Genomic DNA, 25,021 nt, shown 5'->3' with positions numbered 1-25,021 from the left:
TTTTCCCGCCCTTTCCCTCCTACCTGCATTCCCGCCAATGAACGCCAACTCACCTTCTTCCGAGAACAGCGACCTCGAATCCGCTGGCGATGACTCTGCCATCGCCACCCCGCCACCGCGGCCGAGTCTTTGGAAAGACATGACGACCAACGAAGACTGGTGGGCAATTTGGTGTGCCGCCCTCTTGCTTCTGATCGCGTTCGCAGCCGTTTGGATTGGCCAACCCGAGGGCCTGAGCGAAAGCATCGCGGCGGGCGAATCGGTGAGCGTCACCAGCCCACTGAAACCGTTCCTGGCAAAACCTGGCAAGTGGACTGACAACCCGCTCGACGCTGTCTCATCGAGCTGGCAAGGCATCCTCGGAGTCTTCTTGATCATCGGCTCGCTGTTTGCTTTCGCGAATCAAATGCGAGGCAAATCCGCCTCGGCTTTCTTGGCCGCTTTCCCCGTCGTGTTCTTGCTCGCAACGCTGGCGTATTGGATGTCCGGGCAATCGGTGGTCAAAGCCTACAACCTTGAATATGCCTTGTGGGCGCTGCTGGTGGGATTGATCATCAGCAACACGGTCGGCACACCTGATTTCCTACGACCAGCGATCTCGACCGAGTTCTTCATCAAGACCGGCTTGGTCCTGCTCGGTGCCGAAGTGCTGATGAGCCGCTTGCTGGCACTGGGATTGCCCGGCGTGTTCGTCGCTTGGTTGGTCACGCCTTTCGTCTTGATCACGACGTACTGGTTCGGCCAGAAGGTCCTGAAAATTGAATCCAAATCGCTCAACATGGTGATCTCCGCCGACATGTCCGTGTGTGGTGTCTCCGCCGCGATCGCCACCGCCGCGGCTTGCAAAGCCAAGAAAGAAGAGCTGTCACTTTCGATCGGTCTGTCGCTGGGATTCACCGTCATCATGATGGCCGTGATGCCCGCTGTGATCACCGCAGTTGGAATGGACCCGATCCTGGGAGGTGCTTGGTTGGGTGGCACGATTGACGCCACCGGTGCCGTGGCCGCCGCGGGCGCAGTGTTGGGTGACGAAGCACTCGAGGTCGCCGCGACGGTCAAGATGATCCAGAACATTTTGATCGGTGTGACCGCGTTCTGCGTGGCAATCTACTGGGTCACGTTTGTGGAACGAGATCCGACGGGTCCGAAGATCGGGATCTCCGAAATCTGGTACCGCTTTCCGAAGTTCGTGCTTGGGTTTGTCTCGATGTCGATCCTGTTCTCGGTGCTTTACTCTTCGATGACCAATGGCCCCGAACTCATCAACGCGATGATCGGCGGCTCCACCAAAACGCTTCGGGGATGGTTCTTCTGCCTCGCGTTTGTCAGCATCGGATTGGAAACCAACTTCCGCCAACTGCTACCGCAACTCAAAGGCGGCAAGCCACTTGTTTTGTACGTGTGCGGTCAATCGCTCAACTTGGTTTTGACACTGGCAATGGCTTACTTGATGTTCAAAGTCGTTTTCGCTGACACGGTGTCGCCATGATTGCTCGTCAACGTTGCTACCGGATCGGCGGACTGGCGGGATTGATTGCACTGCTGTCAATCATCTGGCTGGTCGTCCTTCCCGCGTACGCTCGCCAGCCCGAAATGCGTCAGCATTTGAAATGGCTGGATGACCGAGGCATCGACCCCAGTGCGATGTACTACACAGAACTGGACGTCATGGACGACATCCTGGCCAAGCACCGTCTGGCAGAACTCCGCCAGGAAAGCAATCGCCCCAACCGATAACGTTGGCTGCATTGCAAGTCATCTAAACAAAGGCCGAACCTTCGAGGTTCGGCCTTTGTCACTACCGCCGTATCGCACCGAAGCCGGTCTTTGGTGCAACGACGCTTGCAACGGTCCATGGAATGAATCCAGTGATACGCAACTACGAACCCACGGACTTGGACGAATTACTGAACGCTTGGATGTCGGCCTCGATTGTGGCTCATCCTTTTCTCAGCCCTGAGTTTCTCGCGCAAGAACGCGAAAACATTGCGACGATCTACCTTCCCAACGCAGAAACCTGGGTCGACGAAGTGGACGGGGCTGTCGTTGGATTCTTGGCTCTGCTGGGCAATGAAGTCGGCGGCATCTTTGTCGCCCCAACGCATCAGAAACGCGGCATCGGTCGGCAACTCATGGACCACGCCGTTTCGCTTCGCGGTGATTTGGAACTGGAGGTCTTCGTCGACAATTCCATTGGACGTGGCTTTTACGAGCACTACGGTTTCGTTTCATTGGAACAAAAACCACATCCGCCATCCGGCCACCCGGTCCTGCGTTTGCGATACGAAGCCCCCGCAACCGCGTGATCCGAAGTGATTTTTCAACGCTCACAATCAACCACCGCACTGAACGAGATCGCTCAGTCCAAGTGGCCCATGTTGCCCGCTTGGTAATCGGTGATGGCGGCTCGGATTTCTTCTCGCGTGTTCATCACGAACGGCCCCTGCCCCACCACGGGCTCGCCAAGTGGTTCGCCGGTCATCAGCAAGACGCGAGCTTCTGACTCCGCATTCAAAACCACTGTGTCGCCAGACCGTTCCATCAGCGCCAACTCAACCGCCTGCATCGAACTCTCATTGACGCGAACATTGCCTCTTTGAACGATGACCACGCAGGTGTGCCCTTCAGGAACTGCCAACGTGGCCGCCGCGTTTCCAGTGAGCTGAACATCCCACAGGTTGATGGGCGAAAACGTGCTGGCTGGCCCCTTCGCTTCCCCCAGCTCGCCCGCAATCACGCGAACCGTCCCGGCGTCCCTGGGCAATGGAATTCGAGGGAACTGTTCGTCCCGCAGATCTTGGTACTTCGGCGGTGCGGCCTTGTCCGTTGAGCACAGGTTCACCCAGAGCTGGACCATCTCCAGCGTCCCGCCCGCTCTTGCGAATCGGCGGCTATGGAATTCTTCGTGGACGACGCCAGAGGCCGCCGTCATCCACTGCACATCGCCGGGTCCGATTGTGCCCTGACTGCCGCTGGAGTCACGGTGTTCCAATTCGCCTTGGTAGAGCAGCGTGACGGTTTCAAAACCGCGATGAGGGTGCTCGCCGACACCGCGTTTTGCTTCCTCGGGTGCAAAGTCATGCGGCCCGGCATAGTCGAGCAACAAGAACGGATCGAACTCATTGCCACCGGCGTAAGAGAACAAACTTCGTACCGGGAAACCGTCGCCCACCCAGTGCTGCGGAACGTCCCGAATGATTCGCTGAATCGATTTCATTGCATTTCTCTCGCGTGCGACGTCCGATTTCACTCCCTTCTACGCGAGATCCCAAGCAGCAACAAGTCTCCCGCCTCGCTCAGGTGAAATCACCTTTCTCGTTGCCCTCATCGTCGTAGCGAATGAACGCGAAATACACGAACGAAACCGGCAAACACGGCAACAGCAACAAGTAGTACCAAGACACAAAAATCGAGAATGCAAAGATGATTGAGACGAACACGATCCACACGATCTTCGTGTCTCGCCACAACCCTTGAAATTGTCCCATCGTTTTTTCACTCACTGGTGCTAATAGGTGGCTTTCATCCAGGAGTCATGTCGGGAAACCGATGGAGGCTGACTCAAGGAGCAAAATCCCCCGAAAACCGACGCTTTTCGAGCGATTCGCGGGCGGACTCACCTCGATTTATACGCTTTCACACGTTTTCCTAACACCATCGTCTCCCAATTTGATCGCTTGCCCCTTCCCTCAGATCCGAGGACACCACGACAAAATCACTCCTGATTCGTTCAGGTTCGGAGGGAAGAAGCGTCTGTGAATTTTCCTCCATCAGGTTGCCCGTGAATTGACCAACACCAACAATGCAGCTTCTCCGTTCTCTCGTCTTCTCCATTTCGACTTCTCCTGGAGCCCCTCGATGCCCGTTCTTTCAAGATGCCTCTTGCTGATGGCAGCGGTTCTCCCAGCCTTGTCATCGCAAGCTCAGGAAAAACCCAACATCGTTGTCATCTGGGGTGACGACATTGGTGTCCACAACATCAGTGCCTACAACCACGGCGTGATGGGGTACAAGACGCCCAGCATCGACAGCCTTGCGAAAGAAGGCGCAATGTTCACCGATGCCTACGCTCAACAAAGCTGCACTGCCGGACGCGCCTCGTTCATCCTTGGCCAGCATCCATTCCGCACCGGACTGCTGACCATCGGCATGCCAGGCAGTGAACACGGGATCCCAGATTGGACACCGACCATTGCCGACGTGCTGAAGGAGCAAGGCTACACCACCGGGCAATTTGGCAAGAATCACTTGGGCGACCGAGACAAACACTTGCCCACCAACCACGGGTTCGATGAATTCTTCGGGAACCTCTATCACCTCAACGCCGAAGAGGAACCCGAGACCTACTACTACCCCAAGGACCCTGAGTACAGGGCGGTGACCTGAACGCGGTTCGCGTCCAGAACTGGAAGATTCACTTCGCGACCGTCGAAGGCAACATCGCCACGGGCACACGGGAAGTTCCCGGTTGGCCGTTGATCATCAACCTTCGCGCCGACCCCTACGAAAAGATGTGGAAAGAAGGCACGCTGGGATACTTCCGTTGGTACGCCGACAACATGTGGACCTTCGTCCCCGTGCAGAACTACATCGAACAGTTCATGGCAACCATTCCAAAGTACCCTTGGCAATCGGGATCCAGCCTGAGCGCGGCGGGCATCAACTATCAAACGTTGAAGGCCCAAGAGTGGATCAAGAAACTCGAACAGATCTCGCCGCCACGCAATTAAGCAGGTCGGCAGGTGTCATCGGGCAAGTGAGCCGTTTGGCGTTCGCCACGGTTCCCACGCAAAACCGGGGCTGGCGCTGGGCTGCGAAATATTTGGTGTGACGGAACACATTCGTTTGCGCAAGTTTTCATCCCGGTAGGGATTTCAGATGGTAGCCGTCGGTAAGCGATAGCGCCACCGACGGACATGCAACCCCCACGCCACCACTCTCCATCCCGCCGTGGCCATTGGCCACGGCGGGATGGAGAGTGGTTTTGGGACGCTCGGTTTCCGGGGGTACGCTGCTACGCAGCAACCCCCGGCTACCATCTGACATCCCTACCGGGATGAAGAAAGACAGCGAGCCGGAAGAAAAATTGCATTCGCTATCCGAACGCCAACATCAAACATTTCGCAGCCCAGCCTAACGCCCAAACGGCTCACATGGTTATACCCGATCATTCCTGCCGACCTGCTTAGGTCGGCTCTCGTTGATCGCGATCGGCTGAAACTCATCCGCTGAGCCGCGAAACTCTGCATCAACGGCCTCAACCCGATCCTGGGACGAGGCCGTTTTCCATGGCGTCCACCCGACGACGTTGCGATGTGCAAGCGAGGCCATTACAACCAATCCTTCCTCTTCTCCACTGGAACAATTGCATGACGCCGCGGGAAACAATCGAACAGATCGCCAACGCGATGAATGCGACCGTCATTGGTCAGCAATCCGTGGTGGAACGAATCTTGGTCGCCTTGTTGGCCAAGGGGCATGTCTTGATGGAAGGCCTTCCGGGCACGGCCAAAACTCGCTCGGTCAAAACTCTTTCGAAGCTGGTCGACAGCCAATTCGGACGCATTCAGTTCACTCCCGACCTGTTGCCTTCCGACGTCACCGGATCTGAAATCTATCGTGAACAAAACGGCACATTTGAATTCCAAGAGGGCCCGATCTTTGGCAATCTGATCTTGGCCGATGAGATCAACCGGGCCCCAGCGAAGGTCCAATCCGCCCTCTTGGAGGCGATGGAAGAACGACAGGTCACGGTCGCCTCCCAAACGCACACACTGCCGGAACTGTTCATGGTTCTGGCCACCCAAAACCCGATCGAGCAAGAAGGCACGTACCCACTGCCCGAAGCCCAGATGGATCGCTTCATGCTTTATGTTCGCGTGGACTATCCCGGGGACGCGGACGAAGCAGCCATCTTGAAACTGGTGCGTGGCGAAAAAACGGGCGCGGCCGCCGCATCAACCGATGCGATCTCGCAACAGTTGATCTTCGACGCCCAACAGGAAGTGGGTGCCATTCATGTCGCCGACTCCGCAGAGAAGTACATGGTGGATTTGATCATGGCGACCCGTCACCCGGATCGCTACGAAGGCGACCTGCCCAAGTGGATTCGGCTTGGTGCCAGCCCTCGTGGCACGTTGGCACTCGACGCCGCGGCACGCGCCCATGCTTGGTTGGCCGGTCAAGACTTCGTTTCGCCCGACAACATCCGCGCCATGGCACCGGCTTGCTTGGCTCACCGAGTTCACTTGACTTACGAAGCCGAAGCGGCCGGTGTGACCCGCACGGACGTGATTGATGCCTTGCTGAAGAACGTGGTTCCTGTCTGAACTGAGTTTGCTTTCGATTGCCCACCTTGAACGAAGGCCGCCCATGTCCGCCCGAGTCACCATCACGTTTCAAGATCTGCTGCAATGCAAAGCCGACGCGCGCGGGTTCTCGCTTCTACCTCGCCAACCCGTCGGATCGCTTCTCGCTGGACGTCATGCCTCGCGGCTTCGTGGTCGTGGTCTGTCCTTTGAAGAACTTCGCCAGTATCGACAAGGCGATGACATCCGCCAAATGGACTGGAAGGCGACCGCTCGTCTTCGTTCACCCCACATCCGTGTTTACAGTGAAGAACGCGAACGTCCCGTGTTGTTGTTGGTCGACCAACGCAAACCGATGTTCTTTGGAAGTCAACGCGCGATGAAATCCGTCGCAGCGGCAGAACTGGCCGCGATGGGTGCTTGGCGTTCGCTTGCCAGCGGCGATCGAGTCGGCGGGCTGGTGTTCAATGAAACCGAAATCGCGGAAGTCCGTCCCCACCGCAGTCAAACTCGAGTCCTGCACCTGCTGCATCAAATTGTTCGACTGAATCAGAACCTCGCTGAGCCATCGGCTTCGTCAGCGCCGCCTCCCGCCTCACCGATCACGTTGAACCAGGTTCTCGAGAACGCGTCGCGAATCGCTCGGCACGATCATCTGGTGATCTTGGTCAGCGACCTCGACGGAGCCGACGAAGAAACCACGCGGCTCGTGACTCGAATTGCGGCCCACAACGACGTCCTGGTCACGGCGGTCTACGATCCACTTGGCATTCGATTGAGCGGCGCCCCCGGCATGCTGGCCAGCCACGGCGGACGAACCTGGGAAATCCCGGACCACGCCTCCTTTCCCGAGGACTTCCAGGCAGCGTTCGGGCAAGTCCTCTCGCACTGGCGAAGTGTCTTTCGATCCCTGCGAATTCCTCTGATGCCACTTTCCACGGCCAACCCCGTCGCGGAGCAGATCCGGGTTCTCTTTGGGAACACCGCGTGATGCAAGCCAGCGACCCAGCCAGCCTCGACCGGCTGAACGACATTATTGTGCCCGCGCCGGTTTCCTGGTGGCCACTCGCGCCAGGATGGTACGTGCTGTTTGCCGTCCTGTTGGCAGTGGGTGTTTGGCTGGCATGGAAGAACTGGCGGACTTGGAAAGCGAATGCCTACCGCCGCGAAGCAATTCACGAACTGGAGTCGGCAAACACGGCCGCTGCCATCTCGGAACTCCTCCGACGCACCGCTTTGGCAATCAAACCGCGATCCGAACTGGCAACGATGACTGGCAACCGCTGGCCCGAATGGTTGTCGCAACAATTTCCGACGGAGCCGTCTCCATCGCTTTCGCCAACCGTTCGCGAGCAGTTGGCAACCGCGGCCTATCGCGACCACGCTAGTGAAGAATCGCTCGATGAACTGCGAGCTTTCGCGGCCGCTTGGATTGCCCAGCATTCTTCCAACGCATCCAACCCGACCGACTCAAACGCCACCTGCGAGGAGCCAACATGTTGACCTTCGCCTCCACCTGGTGCTTCCTGTTGTTGCCGCTGCCGTGGTTGGTGCGACTGATTCTGCCACCGAAACAACAACACCAAGTTTCCGTCCTTGTTCCCTTCGGTGATCGGCTGCAACAAGTTTTGGGTGGCACGTCATCCGCAAACACTCGGCCGCAAAGCGGGTCTCGCCGCGTGCTTGCGATTGCCATTTGGGTTGCCGTGTTGACTGCAGTTGCCAGACCTCAATGGCTGGAGCCTCCGATCACCAAGGAGATCCCCACGCGAGATTTGCTGCTGCTCGTGGATCTATCGGGTTCGATGTCACAAGAAGACTTTCAAAATGATGCGGGAAAAGAGGTCTCCCGGCTCGATGCGGTCAAAGAGGTCTTGGATGGTTTCCTCGCGAAACGCAAAGGTGACCGGGTGGGCTTGGTCGTCTTCGGCGATGCGGCGTACCTGCAAGCTCCGTTCACAACCGACTTGCAGCTTTCCCAGGAACTGCTCGGCGAGTGCGAAGTCGGCATGGCTGGCCCACGGACCGCGTTGGGGGACGCCATCGGATTGGGCGTCAACTTGTTCGACGAAAACGCCGAACGAGCCAAAACCATCATCGCACTGACCGACGGCAATGACACCAAAAGCAAAGTCCCTCCGGTCGAAGCCGCTCGCGTCGCAGCTCAGCGAGACATCAAAATCTACACCGTCGCGATCGGCGACCCGACGACGGTTGGCGAAGCCAAACTCGATGAACAAAGTCTCAAGGACGTGGCCTCCGAAGCGGGCGGAAAGTACTTCTTCGCCGCCGACCGCGAACACCTGGCTGGCATCTACAACGAACTCGACAAGATCGAAACGAAGATCATCGAAACCATCAGCCACCGTCCTCGCACAGACATTTACTACTGGCCGCTTCTAGTTGCATTGCTGCTGTCAATGTTTGCCAAGGCAATCGCGACTTGGCGAGGTCGACGACACACGACTCCTGTCGAACAAGACCAACGAATCCACGTCAACCCAATCACGGGTGAGATGGAGGTGGTCGCATGATCGATGTCTGGAACGCGTTTCACTTCATTCGTCCGACTTGCTTATTTCTCATTCCAATTGCGTTTGGTTTGGCATGGGCTTGGCATCGCAGTCACGATCCGCTTCGGGGTTGGCGAAACCAAATCGATTCAAATTTACTGGACGCCTTGGTTCACCAAAGTGGGCCACCATCCAAGCATGGGTGGCAACGCCTCCCGGCATTCACTTGGCTGCTGGTGGGATGGATTGTCAGCGTCGTCGCGATCGCGGGGCCAACGTGGCGAGTGGAAGCCAACCCGTTCGCACAAGACGCTCAACCCTTGATCATCTTGATGAAAGCGGACGAGACGATGGCGTCGGCTGCCCAGACCACCACGCCTCTCCAACGAGCCGCGTTGAAAGTCGCCGACTTGGCCAAAGCACGCCCGGGTGCCCCACTGGGTTTGATCGCCTATTCCGGATCGGCTCACACCGTCTTGCCGCCCACCGAAGACACCTCCGTTGTTGCCGACATGGCCGCAGAGATCAGCCCCGCCATCATGCCCGTTGCGGGCGATGCGCTTGACCAAGCGATCACCGAAGCAGGTCGCTTGATCAACCGCCAAGAAGGCGGAGCGACTTTGTTGATCATCGCGAATCAAGCCATTCTGGATCCTCAGCAAGTCGCCGCCGCTCACCAAGCGATTGGATCGCCCCCAATCGAAATCCTGAGTTTGCTACCCGAGGAATCTCAAGAAACCGAATCGCTGCAAGCGATCGCGAAAACACTCGGCGGCAAGCGGATTCCGTTGACGATCGACGACCAAGACATCCAATCGATCGTGCAGTACGCCGAGCGTCGCTCGTCGTCCGGCCTCGCGGGACAGAGCGATCGCTGGCGAGAATCTGGCTACTGGCTGTCCCCTCTCCTCGCCGCCATGGTGGCGTGGTCGTTTCGACGTGAACGCACCTCCCATGAGGACGCCTCCTGATGAAAACATGGCTGATCCTAGGCGTGATCGGATGGTCAACTTGGTGGTGGACACCGGACCAACTTGGTCAGCGTCTGCTAGATCAAGAACAATACACCGACGCGGCCAACGCCTTCGACGATCCCATGTGGCAAGGAGTCGCTTGGTATCGCGCCGGCGAGTTCGCCGATGCGGCACAATCCTTTTCACGAACAACCGGCCCACAGGCCACCTTCAACCTGGGCAACTGCTGGCTGATGCAAGGCAAGTATGACGAAGCCATCGCCAGCTACCAAGACGCATTGAAAGCACAACCGGATTGGAAGGCAGCCCAAGAGAACCTGGACCTCGCAATCGCCCGCAAAAAATTGACGGACGCCAAAGGCGGGGACGCTGGCGATCAACGTCTCGGAGCCGATGAAATCGTGTTCGACAAAGATAACAAGAAAGACGAAGGCCAGGAAACCGAGATCACCGCAGAACAAGCCGTGAACGACGCCTCCGTGCAAGCGGTATGGCTCCGCCAGGTGCAAACCAAGCCCGCCGATTTCTTGAAGTCAAAGTTCCGCTACCAAATGGCCAATCGAGACCAGGAATCCCAAGACCAACCTGTCGAAGCGAAGACCAGCGATGGAGACAAACCATGACCGCTCCTTCGCAACATGCTTTTCCTGCATCTCCGTCGGACTGCGGTTCGAACGCAGGCTCGACATTCCAAATGATAGCGGCAGGGCGCAAGCCCTCCGGTAACGCACCGGGCGGCTCGCGCCGCTCCGCTAAAAACGTGTTCAAACAGCTCCATTACTTCTCCGCAACGTTCCTAGCGTTGACGCTTTGCCTGACCGTTACCCAATCCATCGCCCAAGACAATCCGCCCCAACCGGTCACGATCAAAGTCCCCACTCCGAAGGCCTGGGTGGGACAACGACTGCCATTCTCGGTGCAGGTCCGTGCCCCTGGATCGTTTGTGGGTGCCACGTCGTTCTCACTGCCGCAGATTCCACGCACAGTGATCCTGCAAGTCGGATCACCCGTGGTGTCCTCCGAAGAAGTTGGGGACGAGTCCTGGTTTGTGCAAACCCACGAATTCGCGTTGTATTCGCAAGCCTTCGGCACCGTCAAAATCCCCGCGTTCGAAGTCCGCTACGCCAACCGAGACGGCTTCACAGGACCGACGACCGATCACACTCAGCAGACCACCGAAGTGACCGTCGAGATCCAAGCACCACCGGACTACGATCCCGATGTCTTCGTGGTCACGGCTGACAAAATCGACATCCAAGAAACGTGGGATCCACCGCCGGGCAAAGCCAAACAAGGCGACGTGGTTCACCGCACCATCACCCAAACAGCCGACCAGATTTCGGGCATGGTGCTCGCTCCACCGCCAACCAACGTTCCCGATGGCATCCAAGCCTACGTCAAGTCACCCCAAGTGAACGACCACACCGAGCGAGGCGAATTCACAGGCGAACGAATTGACACGGTGACGTATCAATTCAAAGGCTCGGGAACACTCACACTGCCCGCCATCCGGTATGTGTGGTGGAACCCGGAAGACGAATCGTATGGCTCGCAAACCTTGCCCGAGGCGACCTTCGACGTCGCTGCCGCCCCTCAGCCTCAACTCGCAACGGTGGAAGATCCCAATTGGCAACCCTTGGCATGGACGTTCTCAATCCTGGGCGCGTTGGGCATTCTGATCGCAACGCAGTCCCACCGGATCGCACTTGGATATCGAACGATCCAACATCGACTCAACCCGCCCGACCGTGTCGCGGCCGGCCGACTGATTCGGGCTTGCCAGACAAACGATGCTCACGCCGCAGAAACCGAATGGAACCAGTGGCTCAACACGCAACCCGAAAACGTCCGTCTCTCTGACGGACTGCGATCGCTGGTCTTGGAACTGCATCGATTGCTCTACAGTCACGCTGCCGCGACAAACTCCGCTCCCTCGGTCAAAACGCAAACCGATTCAGCCTGGAAAGGCGAGTCGCTTGCCCAAGCGTTTCAGCAACACCTGCACCAGCGGCGTTCCAAGCACCACACACCCGAGGAACACTTGCCGCCTCTCAACCCCATCGCTTGAGAGTAGTTGTGCAGTTTCGAAGCCCTACGATCGCGAACATCAATTCACCCTCCCAAACGCAGTTAGGGAGGGTCGGAAAGCGAGATTTCCGGGGAGGGCACTCCGCGTCACCAGAAACTGCACCGCTTCATGCCGGATGCGTTTGGCCCCAACCTGCTCAGAACGCAACGTTCATCCGTAGCCCCAACAAGTACGCATCGGCGACTTGCTCGCGAGCTTGATCAATCCACTGAAAATCGGGCGTCACCGAAATCGATTTGGTCAACTGAGTCCGATAGAAGACCTCCACGCCCTGCGAGTCACCAATGGGGCCCAAGGCTGCGGTCAACAACGGCCCGATCTCGTCGCTGGTTCCGCTGTAGTAGTACCCAACACCAAACGTGTCCCCATCGCGAATCGGACTTGCGCCGCCCAAACCAGCGCTGAGCAGATAGCTGATCGGGTTGGTGTCACTGTCGGCAATCCCGGCTCTGGCAAAGTATCCCCAGTGTCGAGTTGAATCGCAGGGGTCGACCCACAAGGCTTGGTCCGTGTTCCAATACACCGACCAGGAATCCGAGGCTCGGTTGATCGGCACGCTGGGAAGGATGATCCGTGGATCTTGGCCGAGCGAAACGTAGTCGCGACTGCTCCAGGAGGCCCCGACCAATTGGTGACCGGGAGTCCCCAACCAGTCCGTTGCCATTCTCATTTCCGCCGAGACCACAACGCCATCAGCGAACAGCTCGTCAAAGCCAGCTGAGTCGGCGGTGTCCGTGGGGTTCATCACCACGAAATTGAAGGCCGGTGTGCCCTCGTCACCCAAAACAACAAAACCACACCCAAGCGACGAGTAAGGCACCGATCGCAACACGATTGGGTTGGCCACAAAAGCAACATTGGAAAACTGCGTGACACCGCGACCGCTCGCATAGGCATTGGTATCACCATCGAGTGTGTCCAGTTTGCCGGCGTAGACCGCGAAACGCTCGGACAAAAACTGGGTGAACAACACATTGGTCAGATACAAACTCTCGCTATCCGCGACGGGCAGCTCAGCGGCCAAGGTCGGCGGCAAAATGACACCGGCTGACGCGCCAATCGTTTGACCGAACCGATGCTCAGCTCGCAGCTTCAGAAACAAACCTTCGTGCACACCGAGCTTTCCAAGATCCATGTTGGCCACGTAGTCCCCGTGGCCTCCATAGCGAGCGGTCTGTTCCAGACCACCACCGGCTGTTCCGAAGTAATACTGCGTCAGATTGTTCGAAAAGGTGATGCCGCTTTCCGCCAGACATTCACGGATTGCCTTGCAAATGCAATCGTCGTTCGAACAATCGTCGCAGCAACCGAGCGCGGAATCACAGGCGGAAAAAGCAGAACAATCGTCCACCTGAGCGTACGAAACCTGAGTCAACGATCCCAGGAGTATGAAAACGACGCCAAGCAGAATCGTTTTGACGTTCAGTTTTCTTGTAAATTCGGTTCGGTCCATCGAGGTGCCTCGAATTTCGTTCGACAATGACTTCCTGGTTTCGACAACCCACACCCACCTTTTCGGACGCACTCCCCCCCACCCCGCTCTTTTCCTGGCACCAGAAAATTGAACATGCCGAAATTTTCGTTTCGAGGCCAACTTCTGCGGATTATCTGGGTTCGATGGGAGCAATTCGCGACCCGACTCTCTAAGATTGAGAGGACAATTTCGAATGCTCTTCGTTTTGCTTGACCGCCAATCTCTTCTCACCTGTCGGCTGGAACACTTTGAAATGAATACAGGTCCAACACTTTTGCTCGGTGCATGCCTCACCGCCGCAATCCTCGGATCCGTCGGCTCGGACGTGATCGCACAAGACGGTCAACCGGCGGCCGTGGATTCCAATTCTCGCCAGGCGGTCCAGGAACGTCTGCAACAGTACGCCGACGCATTCAATCACAGAGAACTTGATTCGCTGCCCCAATTCGTTGCAGCCGATGTTCGCTACCGGGACCAGACGTCGGGACGAGAAGCCAATTCCGCCACGGAACTGATCGATCAGATCCGAGCTGCCGTCGAGACCGAACCCACTCTGAAGCTGAGCGCGACCGTCGAAGAAGTCGAACAAACGGAGACCAATCAAGCAACGGTTCGCGGAACCACGACGCTGACGTCGGATCAAGCTCCTGAAGAAACATCTTCGTTCGAGATCACACTGTCCAAGCGCTCCGCGGACTGGGTCATCACGACCATCATCGAACGTGCCACCGACGAAGCCTCTTCCGTCGATTCAGCCAACCCGATTGAAGCACTGGGATGGTTGGTTGGAACATGGAACGAAGACTCGGAAAACGGCCTCCAAAGTAAAATTGATTTCTTGCCAGGGCGTCGTTTCATACGTCGCACTTTTCAAGTGGGATCCGAAACAGAGCCGGTCGGCTACGAGATGATTGGCTACGACCCACAATCCAACCGTGTGAAGTCTTGGACCTACTTTGCCGACGGCAGCTTCGGCAACGGCTACTGGGCAGGCGAAGAAGATCACTGGCGAATGGAAATGACTCAAACACTGGCCGATGGCGGGCAAGCGACCGCGACGTGCATTGTCCGCCCCATTGATCGTGACACGATGACGGTTCGCATCATTTCGCGAGTGCTCAACGGTGAGCCGCTTCCCAACGGTGAAGCCGTCACGCTCAAGCGACAAACGGACACCACAGCCACCGACGAACCTTCCCCCAATACCGCGACCCCATCGGGAGCCAACCAATGAATCTTTCGATCAATCCAATGCAGCCTTGGCGCTGGGTGTCGGTTTGCGTCGCACTTTCCCTGACCACCCTTTCATTGCCGTCGCTTGAAGCGGGCGGATTTGGAGGACGAGGTGGCGGCGGAGGCGGCCGTTCGTTTGGTGGTGGAGGCGGAGGAGCACGGCCCAGCATGGGTGGCGCTTCGAACTTCAATCGCGGAAGCATGGGCGGCGGCAACCGCATGCCCACCAGCCGACCTCAAACCAGCATGCCCCACGTGAGCGGGAACAATTTCAGCCGCCCCAGCACGAGCAGGCCGAACTTCAACACCAGTCGTCCAAGTTTACCCAGCACCGGAACACGACCATCACGCCCCGACGTTTCTCGCCCCAGCATTTCGCGTCCGGACATCTCACTGCCCAACAATTCGCGACCAGGAACCTCTCGTCCCGGTTCCACCCAACCCGGGATCACGCGACCAGGCAACAACCTGCCCACTCGCCCTGATCGACCAAGCACCCTTCCCGGCAATCGGCCCGGATCAGATCGCCCAGGTGCTTCTCGCCCCAATCTGCCGGGTGGAAATCGGCCCGGCGGAAATCTCCCCGGCAGTGACCGGCCCAGTCGTCCTGGCGGCTCGAATCGCCCCGACATGCCAGACTTTGGAAAGCTCCCCGGTGGCCGTCCTTCCACGGGCGACGTCGGCAACTTCCTGGGACTCGATGGTCCCCTGCGTCCCAGTGGAAATGAACGCCCCAACCGCCCCGGTAGCGCCGATCGCCCCGGAACAGGAGACCGACCTGGAATCGGAAATCGACCTGGTACCGCCGATCGTCCCTCCCTCGCAGATCGCCCCGGCGCCGGAACACGGCCAGGGCTTGAGAATCGTCCCGGCCTCGACCGCCGCCCCAATCCCGGTGATCGCCTGCCACCCAATCGCCGCCCTGACATCAACATCGGCGACGTGAACATTGGCAACAACAATATCATCAACAACAGAATGGGCTGGGCCAATCTGGATAACAACCGAGTCAACCAGATCAACAACCGGTGGCAAAACCGCTTGAACAACGTCAGCAATTGGCCAGCCATTCCGCCCCATCGCTATGACCATTTCCATCGCTGGGGAAACCAAGTTCGCAATCATTGCCACTATCACGGCTTCGGTCCCAATTGGTGGGGACGACACCCATTCCGCTTCTGTGGTTGGCACTACTTCTATTCGTACAGGTACTACCCCTCCTCGTATTGGTGGAGCACACCGACGTACCCCACGGTGACCAACTGGTTCACCTGGAGTGCCCCCGCTCCATCGATGGAGCAACCGGTCTACTACGATTACAGCAGCGAAGGCAACGTGACCTACGAAGACAATCGCGTTTACATCGGTGGTGAAGAAGTGGCGACGTCCGAGGAGTTCGCACAAACAGCGGCCGACCTCGCGACGGTGGACGCCCCTGAAAGCGAAGAGATCGCTGAAGAATCAGAGTGGCTTCCCTTGGGAACCTTCGCGTTGACAACCGATGCCGACGATGTCGACCCTGACCGCATTGTCCAGTTGGCGGTCAACAAAGAAGGGATCGTGTCCGGAACGCTCCACAATCAAAAAACCGATGAAACACAGGCCATCCAAGGCCAAGTCGACAAGCAAACTCAGCGAGTTGCAATGCGAATTGGCGAAAACGAAGATATCGTGGTGGAGACCGGCCTCTATAATTTGACGCAAGATGAAGCGTCCGTGCTGGTTCACTTTGGAACCGAAACACAAGACACCTACATGCTCGTTCGCTTGCCCAGCCCTGAGGATTCTGAAGAGTCGGCCAATTCAACTGACGATTCATTGACCGAGGAATCGGACAATTCATCGAACGACAACAACTGATCCTTTCTCAATCACTCGAATTAGACCACATCATGTTCCGTCACTTCTTACTTGTTGTCGCGGTCCTCTCGACCGCTTCGTTTGCCAGCGCCAAACCTCGTACTTGGACCAGTGCCAACGGTGCCTACAAATTGGAAGGCGAACTGATTGGATCCAACGACACCACGGCGATCTTGAAACGTCGTGGTTCGGGCCGCCTTGCTGCGGTCGAGCTGAAAGACCTGTCGGACGAAGACCGCGAATTCGTCACGAAATTGACCAAAAGCGAATCGGAAAGGGAGTCAGGTGGCGACCTTGAAATGCACACCTGGACGTCTCGCGATGGGCTAAAGATTCAGGCGAAGATCCTTGCCTACGGGAAGAAGGAATACACGCTGGATCGAAAACTGGGCGCCGTGACCATCAACGGCAAAGCATTTTCAACCTTTGATCCGCTGCATCAAAAGCTCATCCTTCGAGTTCTTTCCGTCCTCGAAAACGAATCCTTGGAAAAGGAAACGGACCTCAAACAATTCGTGGCCGGCTTCGGAGGACAACCCAAGTCCTACACCCTCGAAGGCGTGCTGATGGAACTGGCCTCCGGCGACCAAATCGCGGTCCCGTTTTTCATGTTCAGCGAAAAGGATCTCGAGGTCCTGCAAGCAGGCTGGGAAAACTGGAAGAAGTACCACGCCGACGACGTAGCCCGAGCCCGTGAAGATTTGATGATGCGGTCCGAGGCCTCGCATTACCAACAAACCATGGCTCAGCAGCAACAGCGGCAACAGCTCGAAGTCCTCAAGTTCAACATGGCCGCCGTTCGCACTGGACTGACATCGATCTGGGAAGTCCGAATTGCGCCCAACCCAGGTGTTTACGGTCGTCCCACCAGCATCATGGTGAGCGCCCGAGACAGTTTGACGGCCACACAAATGGTCCTGCCGAACTACCCGGGCTATTTCATGGTCGGCGTACGCAAGTTCAGCTACTGATCACCAAGTAGCGGATTTCGTAGTGGATGAGGCAACGAGTCCCGTGAATCAGGATTCGTGGCCTCATCCACTACGTCAGTAATTGATCGTGCATTGCTAAGCAGCGCTGGATCAATGAGTGTCAGGTGGTCGTCGTGGACGAGGCTACGAATCCTCACGGCAGGTAAAACCCGAAGCTCATTTGCAAACGGGTTGCGTCGGCTTGGTTGCCGTTTTGGTTCTCTCGCATCCCGTACAGGTATTCGATTCCCACGAACACCCGATCGACCGGATTGTGAATCAAGTTCACGGCGAGGTAGTTGGTTTGACGCAGGTTGGTCGGATCCTGACCCGCAATGGGATCCAGAAAGAGTTCGCTGTACGTCAAGTTTGATGTCAGCCGATCATTCCAAACATGCTTGCAACCGACCATCCATCCAAACATCGGCAAAATGGCCGCGCTGCTTGGGCCAGTGGACACCACATCAGGTGACCCTCGATAGCTGCCGATCCCTTCTCCGAACGTGATTTGGGAATAGAGCCGCGTGTCTTCCGTGGCCTTCGCTGAACCGGTGAAGTTGAATCCCCAGGCGGTGCCCGTGATGACTGGATCCCCGACCGGTTGAAAGCCCAGTTCTCGCATAACAAACGCCGCTTGAAAATCGCCTCGGGGTCGTTCCAATTTCAAATGAGTGATCACATCGGGTGATTCCGTTCGCCCTTCTCCCGTCACACCGACGGGGATGTCGATCTCGATCCGAGGGTCTTCCAGCGACACCGCCCAAGACCACCCCCAATTGCCCAATGGCAAATCCAGACGCACCAACCCTTGCCGTCGGTTCACGTTCGAAACAGCACCTTCAAAATCCAATGTCTGAGGAACGGCCGATGGGTGCGTGAAAGTGGTCCACGTCTGCCCCGCCGTGACATACCCCATGGTCCCATAAGCATGTCGCAATCTGAGCGATCCATTGGAACCATCTTCGCCACCAAAGAAGTCCGCTTCCACGAACGCCCGAACCACCTCTTGCTGAACCTTCCATCGAGTATCAAAACTCAAACGGGAAGACCGAGCGTGGAACCGAGAGTTTTTCCGTTCGGCTGCTCCAACGGGAATCTGACTGGTGTCAAAGGAATCGACCGAGTCAATTGGGTCAAAGTCAGTGATAAAATCCGCTTTGACAAACCCACCGATCTTCAAGGCCGCTTCTTCACCAATCACAACAATCCCGCGATTGAAATCTGGAAACGCGGTGAAGTTGTTCGGCTGCTGAGTTCCCGCTCGGCTGTCGAACGATTCGGTCGTGAAGGATTGCTGCAGCGAACGATCCAGCGAGATCGTATCCAACTGATCCAACACCTCGGTCACGGGCGACTCAATCGCGTCCAAACTCTCGTTGAACTCAGAGAACTGAGCCAACAACAACGGTTCGTCAAAATGCTCCGCCTCAGCCGTCTGTAGAAACGACGCGAGGCTTTCCTCGGCTTTCAAGGGCACAGTGAGAAACCACAACGGCAGTGCAAGCAAGAACCATTGCCGGGTCGCGCGGTCAAAGATCGTTCGTGCGGGGGTCTTGCAACTCATTCGACTTGGTTCGGTACAACCCCATCACAATCTTGCTCAACGAATGCTTCTCAACAAGTCACCGCACTCGCTCGCGGTCCGCACATCGCAATGGCCACAAAAGGCGATTCACCCTTCCTAGATTCGACACGGCAACCTGGCAAACTTGAACGATTCCTCCGGTTTTAACGCCAACAAAGCGACTCAGGAGATTGGACGCCTATCCAGGTGAAATTTTAACCGGGCGTGATCAATGCCATCGATGTCTCAGGAAAAGGCCAATTGTCGCTGGCGGTGGCGTCCCCACCGCCCTGGTCGACGGAACACCCACTCAATTTGTGGTCCGAATTCGGCTCGATGAGATCGATTCCCATCCGTTGCCCGGCGGTGCACAGGGACAGGCCGCTGTCTATACTGGCGACGTCCAAATTGCCGGAATTCCTATCATGTTCCTTGTCCGTGCGAATAGTTGGATGAATTATCTCTTCTAATCGCGTCGCGGATCGACACTTTGATCCACACCCTTTGACGAACCGAGCCAATACCATGCGAACGTTGCTGAAATCAGGCCCTGCGATGGCCCTGGCCCTTCTTTTCTCGATTTCTTCATCTGTCGTTCATGCACAAGAAAAGGCCAAGATCGAACTGTTGCTCGATCGGTCACCGGCTCCCGGCAACGCCATCGGTTATGTCAATGTTCCTGCGCTCAACAAGCTGATGAAAGACGCTGGCTTCTCCCCAGCCGCCTCGTCGGCTGTGAGCGAAGTCTGGTTTCTCGCCGATCTCGAAATTGCGACCCTCCGTCCCAAATGGGAAGCCGGTTACGCAGTCCTCAACGCCCCGGTGGACGCGAAAAAGTTGGCGGAACGACTCGGTGGGTACGTCGACAACGTTGTCGATCACGACGTCGTTCACGCTCCCAATCAAACCTACTTCGTTCCCGGAGACGAACACCCAGAACGTTTGGGCATCCTTCGCCCCACCGACCGATCGCTCTTGGCAGGATGGTTGACCCCGGTGATCGATGTGAAGTACACGCCGTTCCTGAGCGCTCATGCCAAGCAACCTGAATCTTACCTGTCATTCATGATGGCAATCGATTTGGCAAACGTCCTCTCACCGATCCCTTTGACGACTCGTCTGACGGGACTGGAATCTCTCAAATCCAACTCGCCGGAATCCGTCGCCGGTACCCTCGCATCGATTCAAGGCTGCAGCCTCATCGTCGGCCGACGCAGCCTCAATGAATGCATCGCCAAGTTTGAGTTCTCAAAATCACCTGCATCCTTGAAATTGATCGCCCCGGAATTGCTCGCTGAAATTCTTCAACGCAATGGCACCGGCGCCCCTGAAGTGAAACAGTGGGAAGTCTCCGTCGACGGGAACTCCCTCTCGCTCAAAGGCCCCATCACCCAGTCCAGCCTCAGCGGATTGATGGGCATCTTCAGCCTGCAAAGCCAAGCCCAACAGGCCGCTGCACGTGCCAGCCTGTCGGAACAAAGCGAAGAACAGCGAATCGCTTACGAGTCCAAGCACTACTTCGATGAAGTCAACTCGATCATCGAGCACACCCGCGATCACAAATCGCAAACCGCTGGTGCGATGGCAAAATGGAGCGACCAACGCGCTCGTCAGATCGATGAACTCGGCACGCTCAACGTCGACCCCGACATGGTCCAATACGGAACCAACGTGGCGGAACTGCTTCGCGGCAACGCCCTTTCCGTTCGTCAAACGAACATCGACGCTGGAAAGGTCAAAGCCAGCCAGAGCCTCGACACCGGCTACTACAACGACGGCTATGGTTACTACAACACCAACAGCACCACGGATTACCAACGTGTCACCAGCGCCATCGCCCAAGGCAACGCCTACGGTAATTACCGTGAGGCTCTCAATCAGATTGACAAACTGACCGCTGCGATGCGTCGTGACATGACACAGAAATTCAAAATGCAGTTCTAAGCATCGAACGGAATCCTGCGGACGCTATCCAAGCCGATCGGCACCAGATTCAAACGGGTCTTGTCGATCGGCTTTTTTCGTGGGCCGATTCATTGTCACTGGTCAATCGCAACCATTCGCTCCCCGATCGTTCCCCCGCACATCTGCGGCACCTGACATCAAACTGTTCTGCCAATGGATCTCGGACAATACTTTCAAGTTCGCATCAATGCTGTTTCAATTGCCTTGGTGGCGCACGTCGCCATCGAAGCCGTCACGATCATTCGTGTGATGACGCGGCCGCACCGGGAACCCGCGTCACGTGTCGCTTGGGTCACCATCATCGCGGCGGTGCCGTTCCTCGGCGTGCTTTTGTATGTGCTGTTTGGTGAAACGAACATCGGACGACGACGAATGGACCGCATGAAGCAAGTCATGGAACGCTTGCCCACGATGCCAGACATCAACCCGGAAGAATCTCGTCACGCGTTGGCAAATGTGCCAGCCCGATACGAACACCTGTTCCGAATGGGTGAATCCATCAATGGATTCGAAGCGATTGGCGGGAATTCTGGAACGCTGATGGACGATTCCAACGCCGCGATTGAATCGATGATCGCGGACATTGATCAAGCCAAAGACCATGTTCACTTGCTGTTCTACATCTGGCTGCCAGACAACAATGGTCTGAAGATGGTCGAGGCACTCAAACGAGCGGCGAAGCGAGGCGTGACCTGCCGGGCGATGGCAGATGACCTCGGCTCACGAACGATCATTCGATCCGCTCACTGGAAAGAGATGCAAGACGCGGGTGTGCATGTTGCCAGAGCATTGCCGATCGGCAATTTGGTCTTGCGTGCTCTGCGTGGTCGCATCGACCTCCGCAATCACCGCAAGATCGTTGTGATCGATGGAAGCATCACGTATTGCGGCAGCCAAAACTGTGCCGATCCTGAGTTCCGGGTCAAACCCAAGTACGCCCCTTGGGTCGACGCCGTGATTCGTTTCGAGGGTCCCATTGTCCGTCAGAACCAAGAACTCTTTGTCGCCGATTGGATGTCCTGCACCAGCGACGACCTGACCGATTTGCTGGACCAACCGCTTCCTGATACAGGGTCCGGGTTCCCTGCGCAGGTCATCGGCACCGGCCCGACCGTTCGTGACTCAGCGATGCCAGAGGTCTTTGAAACACTGTTCCACACGGCGCGGCGCAAGCTGACCATTTCGACGCCCTACTACGTGCCCAACGAATCCATGCAGCAAGCCCTCTGCGCAACAGCTTGGCGAGGGGTCAAGACAACGCTCATCATGCCAGCCAACAACGATTCCCAAGTTGTCGGCGGAGCCAGTCGAAGCTACTACGCCGGACTTCTCGAGGCGGGTGTTCTCATCCACGAATACACCGGCGGTTTGCTGCATACCAAATCGGTGACGCTCGATGATGAAGTCACTCTGATTGGCTCCGCCAACATGGACCGCCGGAGCTTTGACCTGAACTACGAGAACAACATTCTGTTCCACGATCCCAAACTCACCGCTGCCGTTCAGGATCGCCAACAAACCTACATCGAGCGGTCCAACGTGATCACCTCGGAAATCGTCGGTGCCTGGTCGCTCCCCAGGCGGTTGTGGAACAACGTGCTGGCAACGCTGGGCCCCATTCTTTAACCCCCGTACACCCTCGCGGGTGATTGCGGTTCCGTAGCGATGAAGTCCTCCGAGGATTGGGCTACATTAGCGATCACAGCCCCCATTTGATCCGTTCCCACGCTTCCGCCGGGATCGAATCGAGCTCGGAACCATCACCACGAAAGCAGTCGTTTGAGCGGCAAATACGGATTTTGGACCCTCACGTTCCTGGTCATCGCCAACATGATCGGCGCTGGCGTGTTCACGACGTCCGGGTATTCACTGGCCGATTTGGGATCTCCTGAACAAGTCCTCTGGGCGTGGTTGGCAGGCGGCGTGATCGCTGTCACAGGGGCCATCAGCTACGCGATGCTGATCCGCGTGATGCCGCAATCCGGCGGCGAGTACCTGTTTCTTTCTCGGGCGGCGCACCCGTTGCTCGGCTACATCGCCGGATGGGTTTCTCTGATCGCAGGGTTCTCCGGCGCAATCGCGTTCGCGGCAACGGCACTGGAAGGCTACCTGCTTCCCGAACAATTGCGTCCTGAGTGGATGCCCGCGGGAATCGTCACTATCATGGCGATTGTCTTGGCGGGCTTTTTCCATGGTTTGCACCCGCGCATTGGAGCCGCCACCCAGAACATCGCCGTCAGCGTCAAACTGGTTCTCTTGGGAACGATCCTGGTGTTTGCCGCTTACCAGTGGTTCAGCGGAGACTTGGTCGCCCACAGCCCCGCACGCGAAACATCCCCCGATGCCACCCCTTGGTCGCACTGGACCGCCTTTGCGGGAAGCCTCGTTTGGATCTCCCTGAGCTATTCCGGTTTCAATGCGGCGGTCTATGTGGCCGATGAAGTGGTTGACGCCAAGCGAGTGGTCCCCCGAGCGCTGGTCGCTGGAACCTTGGCCACGACCATCCTGTACCTCTGCCTCAACGCCGTCTTTGTCTTTGCACCTCCCATGCAAAGCATCGTTGGCAAACCCGATGTGGCGGCCATCGCAGCAGCCAGTCTGGGAGGCAACGGTTTCGCACACTTTGTTCGCTGGACCATTGCCCTGTGTTTGTTGACATCGGTGCTGAGCATGATGATGGCGGCCCCCCGCGTGTACGCGAAAATGGCGGACGATGGCATGTTGCCCGCCTGGATGCGTTTTCGCGGCGAAGCACCCTTTGCAGCCACCGTGGTTCAGATCGTGGTGGCGGTCACGTTGGTTTTGATTTCGGACCTGCAAGGTTTGCTGTCGTATCTCGGACTGACGTTGTCGTTGTCAGCCGCCTGTTCGGTCTGCTGTTTGTTCTTGCCCTCGATCCGCAACTCACCTCATGCGGCTCCGAAATTGTGGTTGATCGCACCTGCGTTTTATGTCGTGGCGACAATCGTTTCGGCAGGCATCATGACATCCAATGATCCCAAACAATTGATCGCGACCGGACTGACGTTTTTGGTCGGCGGAACCATGTACGCCCTGACAACTCGCCGCACCACCGACCAAGGTCCGCCCAGCTCCAACTGACCCCATCCAAGCATTCCCTCTGCTGGTTTGATGCCTTGCTAGTTCGCCCACGTATTCCTTGGAGTCGCTTGACTCAAGCGATTTGGCCGGTGGCCACCTTCTCGATGTTCTACTCGCTTGCAATTTCGGCGGTGGACTACTGGGTGCCGCTGGATGCATACGAACTGCCGCCTGGTGTCGCCACTTTCCCCGGCACGTTCCTTGGCATCGTGCTCGCATTCCGAACCAATTCCAGCTATTCGCGGTGGTGGGAAGCTCGGATCTTGTGGGGGCGTATCACCAACGACTCCCGAACTTTCACCCGACAATTGATCAGCTTCACGAAGCCGGCGACTTCCCCGGGTGACAACAGCGAAACGACACGCCGCATCGTCAACCGACACATTCTTTGGTGCCACACGTTGGCCGCGTCGTTGCGAGACGAAGACGTGTCCTCCAATCCCGAAGCAAAGATCGCATCCGACGAACTGCAGACGTATCGCCAGTGCCGCAACGCAGCGAACCGAATTCTTCTGCAACAAGCCATTGACCTGCAACAACTCCACCAGTCCGAAGCACTGGACCGATGGCAAGCCTTGGAACTGGACCGCAGCCTTCGTCGCCTGACCGATCACATGGGTGGTTGCGAACGCATTCGTCATACACCGTTCCCACCGATGTACGCGATGCTCATTCACTATCTCGTGTTTGCGTTCATCATCATTCTCCCGTTTGCACTTTTGGAAATGCCTGCGTTGGGACTGATCGCGTTCACCGTCCCTGTCTCCATTGTCTTTTTGGCAATGGAGAAGGTCGCCCAGGTTCTCGAAACGCCGTTTGCAGACACGCCCTCGTGCACCCCCATGCTGGCCTTGTGCCGAAACATCGAAATTGATGCCCGCCAGATGCTTGGCGACACCGACACACCGGCGGTCTTGCAACCAATCGACGGCGTCCTGATCTAACAGGCTGTTGATTGAATACGTTTC

General features: G+C 57.0%; 23 protein-coding genes. 19 read left to right on the top strand and 4 right to left on the bottom strand.

Going from position 1 to position 25,021, the window contains the following annotated elements:
- The first annotated feature begins 37 nt into the window (after positions 1-37).
- The 3 genes from RISK_RS24015 to RISK_RS24005 all read left to right on the top strand — a co-directional run bounded on the left by RISK_RS24015 (position 38) and on the right by RISK_RS24005 (position 2,306).
- Positions 38-1,489 (top strand): YeiH family protein, encoded by a 1,452-nt coding sequence (locus RISK_RS24015; RefSeq protein WP_047816861.1) that lies wholly within the window; start codon positions 38-40, stop codon positions 1,487-1,489.
- Positions 1,486-1,737, top strand: coding sequence for a hypothetical protein (locus tag RISK_RS24010; RefSeq protein ID WP_047816860.1), 252 nt, complete (start codon positions 1,486-1,488; stop codon positions 1,735-1,737). Before RISK_RS24015 ends, RISK_RS24010 begins: the two co-directional genes overlap by 4 nt.
- Before the next feature lie 122 nt (positions 1,738-1,859).
- Positions 1,860-2,306, top strand: a complete 447-nt coding sequence (locus RISK_RS24005; RefSeq protein ID WP_047816859.1) for a GNAT family N-acetyltransferase — start codon at positions 1,860-1,862, stop codon at positions 2,304-2,306.
- Between the two features lie 53 nt (positions 2,307-2,359).
- Here RISK_RS24005 and RISK_RS24000 read toward each other — a convergent pair whose 3' ends face one another.
- On the bottom strand, positions 2,360-3,217 hold the full coding sequence (locus RISK_RS24000) for a pirin family protein (RefSeq protein ID WP_047816893.1): 858 nt from the start codon (positions 3,215-3,217) through the stop codon (positions 2,360-2,362).
- A 79-nt stretch (positions 3,218-3,296) separates the two neighbouring features.
- Positions 3,297-3,488, bottom strand: coding sequence for a hypothetical protein (locus RISK_RS23995; RefSeq protein WP_047816858.1), 192 nt, complete (start codon positions 3,486-3,488; stop codon positions 3,297-3,299).
- A gap of 370 nt (positions 3,489-3,858) precedes the next feature.
- Between RISK_RS23995 and RISK_RS33260 the strand changes: the two genes are divergently transcribed.
- The 9 genes from RISK_RS33260 (at position 3,859) to RISK_RS23955 (ending at position 11,863) form a co-directional block, all read left to right on the top strand.
- Positions 3,859-4,386, top strand: coding sequence for a sulfatase-like hydrolase/transferase (locus RISK_RS33260; protein WP_315852664.1), 528 nt, complete (start codon positions 3,859-3,861; stop codon positions 4,384-4,386).
- A gap of 89 nt (positions 4,387-4,475) precedes the next feature.
- Positions 4,476-4,730, top strand: coding sequence for a hypothetical protein (locus RISK_RS33255; RefSeq protein WP_236696643.1), 255 nt, complete (start codon positions 4,476-4,478; stop codon positions 4,728-4,730).
- A gap of 639 nt (positions 4,731-5,369) precedes the next feature.
- Positions 5,370-6,329 carry an AAA family ATPase gene (locus tag RISK_RS23985; protein ID WP_047816857.1) on the top strand — a complete coding sequence of 320 codons (960 nt, stop codon included), beginning with the start codon at positions 5,370-5,372 and terminating at the stop codon, positions 6,327-6,329.
- Between the two features lie 43 nt (positions 6,330-6,372).
- Positions 6,373-7,299, top strand: coding sequence for a DUF58 domain-containing protein (locus tag RISK_RS23980; RefSeq protein WP_047816856.1), 927 nt, complete (start codon positions 6,373-6,375; stop codon positions 7,297-7,299).
- Positions 7,299-7,811, top strand: a complete 513-nt coding sequence (locus tag RISK_RS23975; RefSeq protein WP_047816855.1) for a DUF4381 domain-containing protein — start codon at positions 7,299-7,301, stop codon at positions 7,809-7,811. Before RISK_RS23980 ends, RISK_RS23975 begins: the two co-directional genes overlap by 1 nt.
- The gene (locus RISK_RS23970) at positions 7,805-8,842 is read left to right on the top strand and encodes a VWA domain-containing protein (protein WP_047816854.1); all 1,038 of its coding nucleotides are present in this window, start codon (positions 7,805-7,807) and stop codon (positions 8,840-8,842) included. The genes RISK_RS23975 and RISK_RS23970 overlap by 7 nt, the downstream gene beginning before the upstream one ends.
- A complete protein-coding gene (locus RISK_RS23965) occupies positions 8,839-9,792 on the top strand; it encodes a vWA domain-containing protein (protein ID WP_047816853.1) in 954 nt (317 codons plus the stop codon). The genes RISK_RS23970 and RISK_RS23965 overlap by 4 nt, the downstream gene beginning before the upstream one ends.
- A complete protein-coding gene (locus RISK_RS23960) occupies positions 9,792-10,418 on the top strand; it encodes a tetratricopeptide repeat protein (RefSeq protein ID WP_047816852.1) in 627 nt (208 codons plus the stop codon). The genes RISK_RS23965 and RISK_RS23960 overlap by 1 nt, the downstream gene beginning before the upstream one ends.
- 137 nt (positions 10,419-10,555) lie before the next feature.
- A complete protein-coding gene (locus RISK_RS23955; protein WP_236696642.1) occupies positions 10,556-11,863 on the top strand; it encodes a BatD family protein in 1,308 nt (435 codons plus the stop codon).
- A 157-nt stretch (positions 11,864-12,020) separates the two neighbouring features.
- Here RISK_RS23955 and RISK_RS23950 read toward each other — a convergent pair whose 3' ends face one another.
- Positions 12,021-13,337, bottom strand: coding sequence for a carbohydrate porin (locus tag RISK_RS23950; RefSeq protein WP_102017661.1), 1,317 nt, complete (start codon positions 13,335-13,337; stop codon positions 12,021-12,023).
- 274 nt (positions 13,338-13,611) lie between these two features.
- On the opposite strand from RISK_RS23950, the gene RISK_RS23945 reads away from it, so the two are divergent.
- Genes RISK_RS23945 through RISK_RS23935 form a run of 3 tightly spaced genes read left to right on the top strand, consistent with a single transcriptional unit; the run spans position 13,612 to position 17,422 of the window.
- Positions 13,612-14,592, top strand: a complete 981-nt coding sequence (locus RISK_RS23945) for a nuclear transport factor 2 family protein (RefSeq protein ID WP_047816891.1) — start codon at positions 13,612-13,614, stop codon at positions 14,590-14,592.
- Positions 14,589-16,451, top strand: coding sequence for a hypothetical protein (locus RISK_RS23940; RefSeq protein WP_047816851.1), 1,863 nt, complete (start codon positions 14,589-14,591; stop codon positions 16,449-16,451). The genes RISK_RS23945 and RISK_RS23940 overlap by 4 nt, the downstream gene beginning before the upstream one ends.
- A 32-nt stretch (positions 16,452-16,483) precedes the next feature.
- Positions 16,484-17,422, top strand: coding sequence for an SHD1 domain-containing protein (locus tag RISK_RS23935; RefSeq protein WP_047816850.1), 939 nt, complete (start codon positions 16,484-16,486; stop codon positions 17,420-17,422).
- Positions 17,423-17,576: 154 nt separating this feature from the next.
- Here RISK_RS23935 and RISK_RS23930 read toward each other — a convergent pair whose 3' ends face one another.
- A complete protein-coding gene (locus tag RISK_RS23930) occupies positions 17,577-18,986 on the bottom strand; it encodes a DcaP family trimeric outer membrane transporter (protein ID WP_047816849.1) in 1,410 nt (469 codons plus the stop codon).
- Between the two features lie 525 nt (positions 18,987-19,511).
- On the opposite strand from RISK_RS23930, the gene RISK_RS23925 reads away from it, so the two are divergent.
- The 4 genes from RISK_RS23925 to RISK_RS23910 all read left to right on the top strand — a co-directional run bounded on the left by RISK_RS23925 (position 19,512) and on the right by RISK_RS23910 (position 24,997).
- Positions 19,512-20,930, top strand: a complete 1,419-nt coding sequence (locus RISK_RS23925) for a hypothetical protein (RefSeq protein WP_236696641.1) — start codon at positions 19,512-19,514, stop codon at positions 20,928-20,930.
- Positions 20,931-21,104: 174 nt separating this feature from the next.
- Positions 21,105-22,577, top strand: a complete 1,473-nt coding sequence (gene cls, locus RISK_RS23920; RefSeq protein ID WP_047816847.1) for a cardiolipin synthase — start codon at positions 21,105-21,107, stop codon at positions 22,575-22,577.
- Between the two features lie 153 nt (positions 22,578-22,730).
- Positions 22,731-24,053, top strand: a complete 1,323-nt coding sequence (locus RISK_RS23915; protein WP_047816846.1) for an APC family permease — start codon at positions 22,731-22,733, stop codon at positions 24,051-24,053.
- 68 nt (positions 24,054-24,121) lie between these two features.
- Positions 24,122-24,997, top strand: coding sequence for a bestrophin family protein (locus RISK_RS23910; RefSeq protein ID WP_150122690.1), 876 nt, complete (start codon positions 24,122-24,124; stop codon positions 24,995-24,997).
- Positions 24,998-25,021 lie beyond the last annotated feature (24 nt).

This window comes from Rhodopirellula islandica (assembly GCF_001027925.1).
Classification (GTDB): domain Bacteria; phylum Planctomycetota; class Planctomycetia; order Pirellulales; family Pirellulaceae; genus Rhodopirellula; species Rhodopirellula islandica.
The sequence above is the reverse complement of the archived record's forward strand: the minus strand, read 5'-3'. Positions and strand labels throughout refer to the sequence as shown.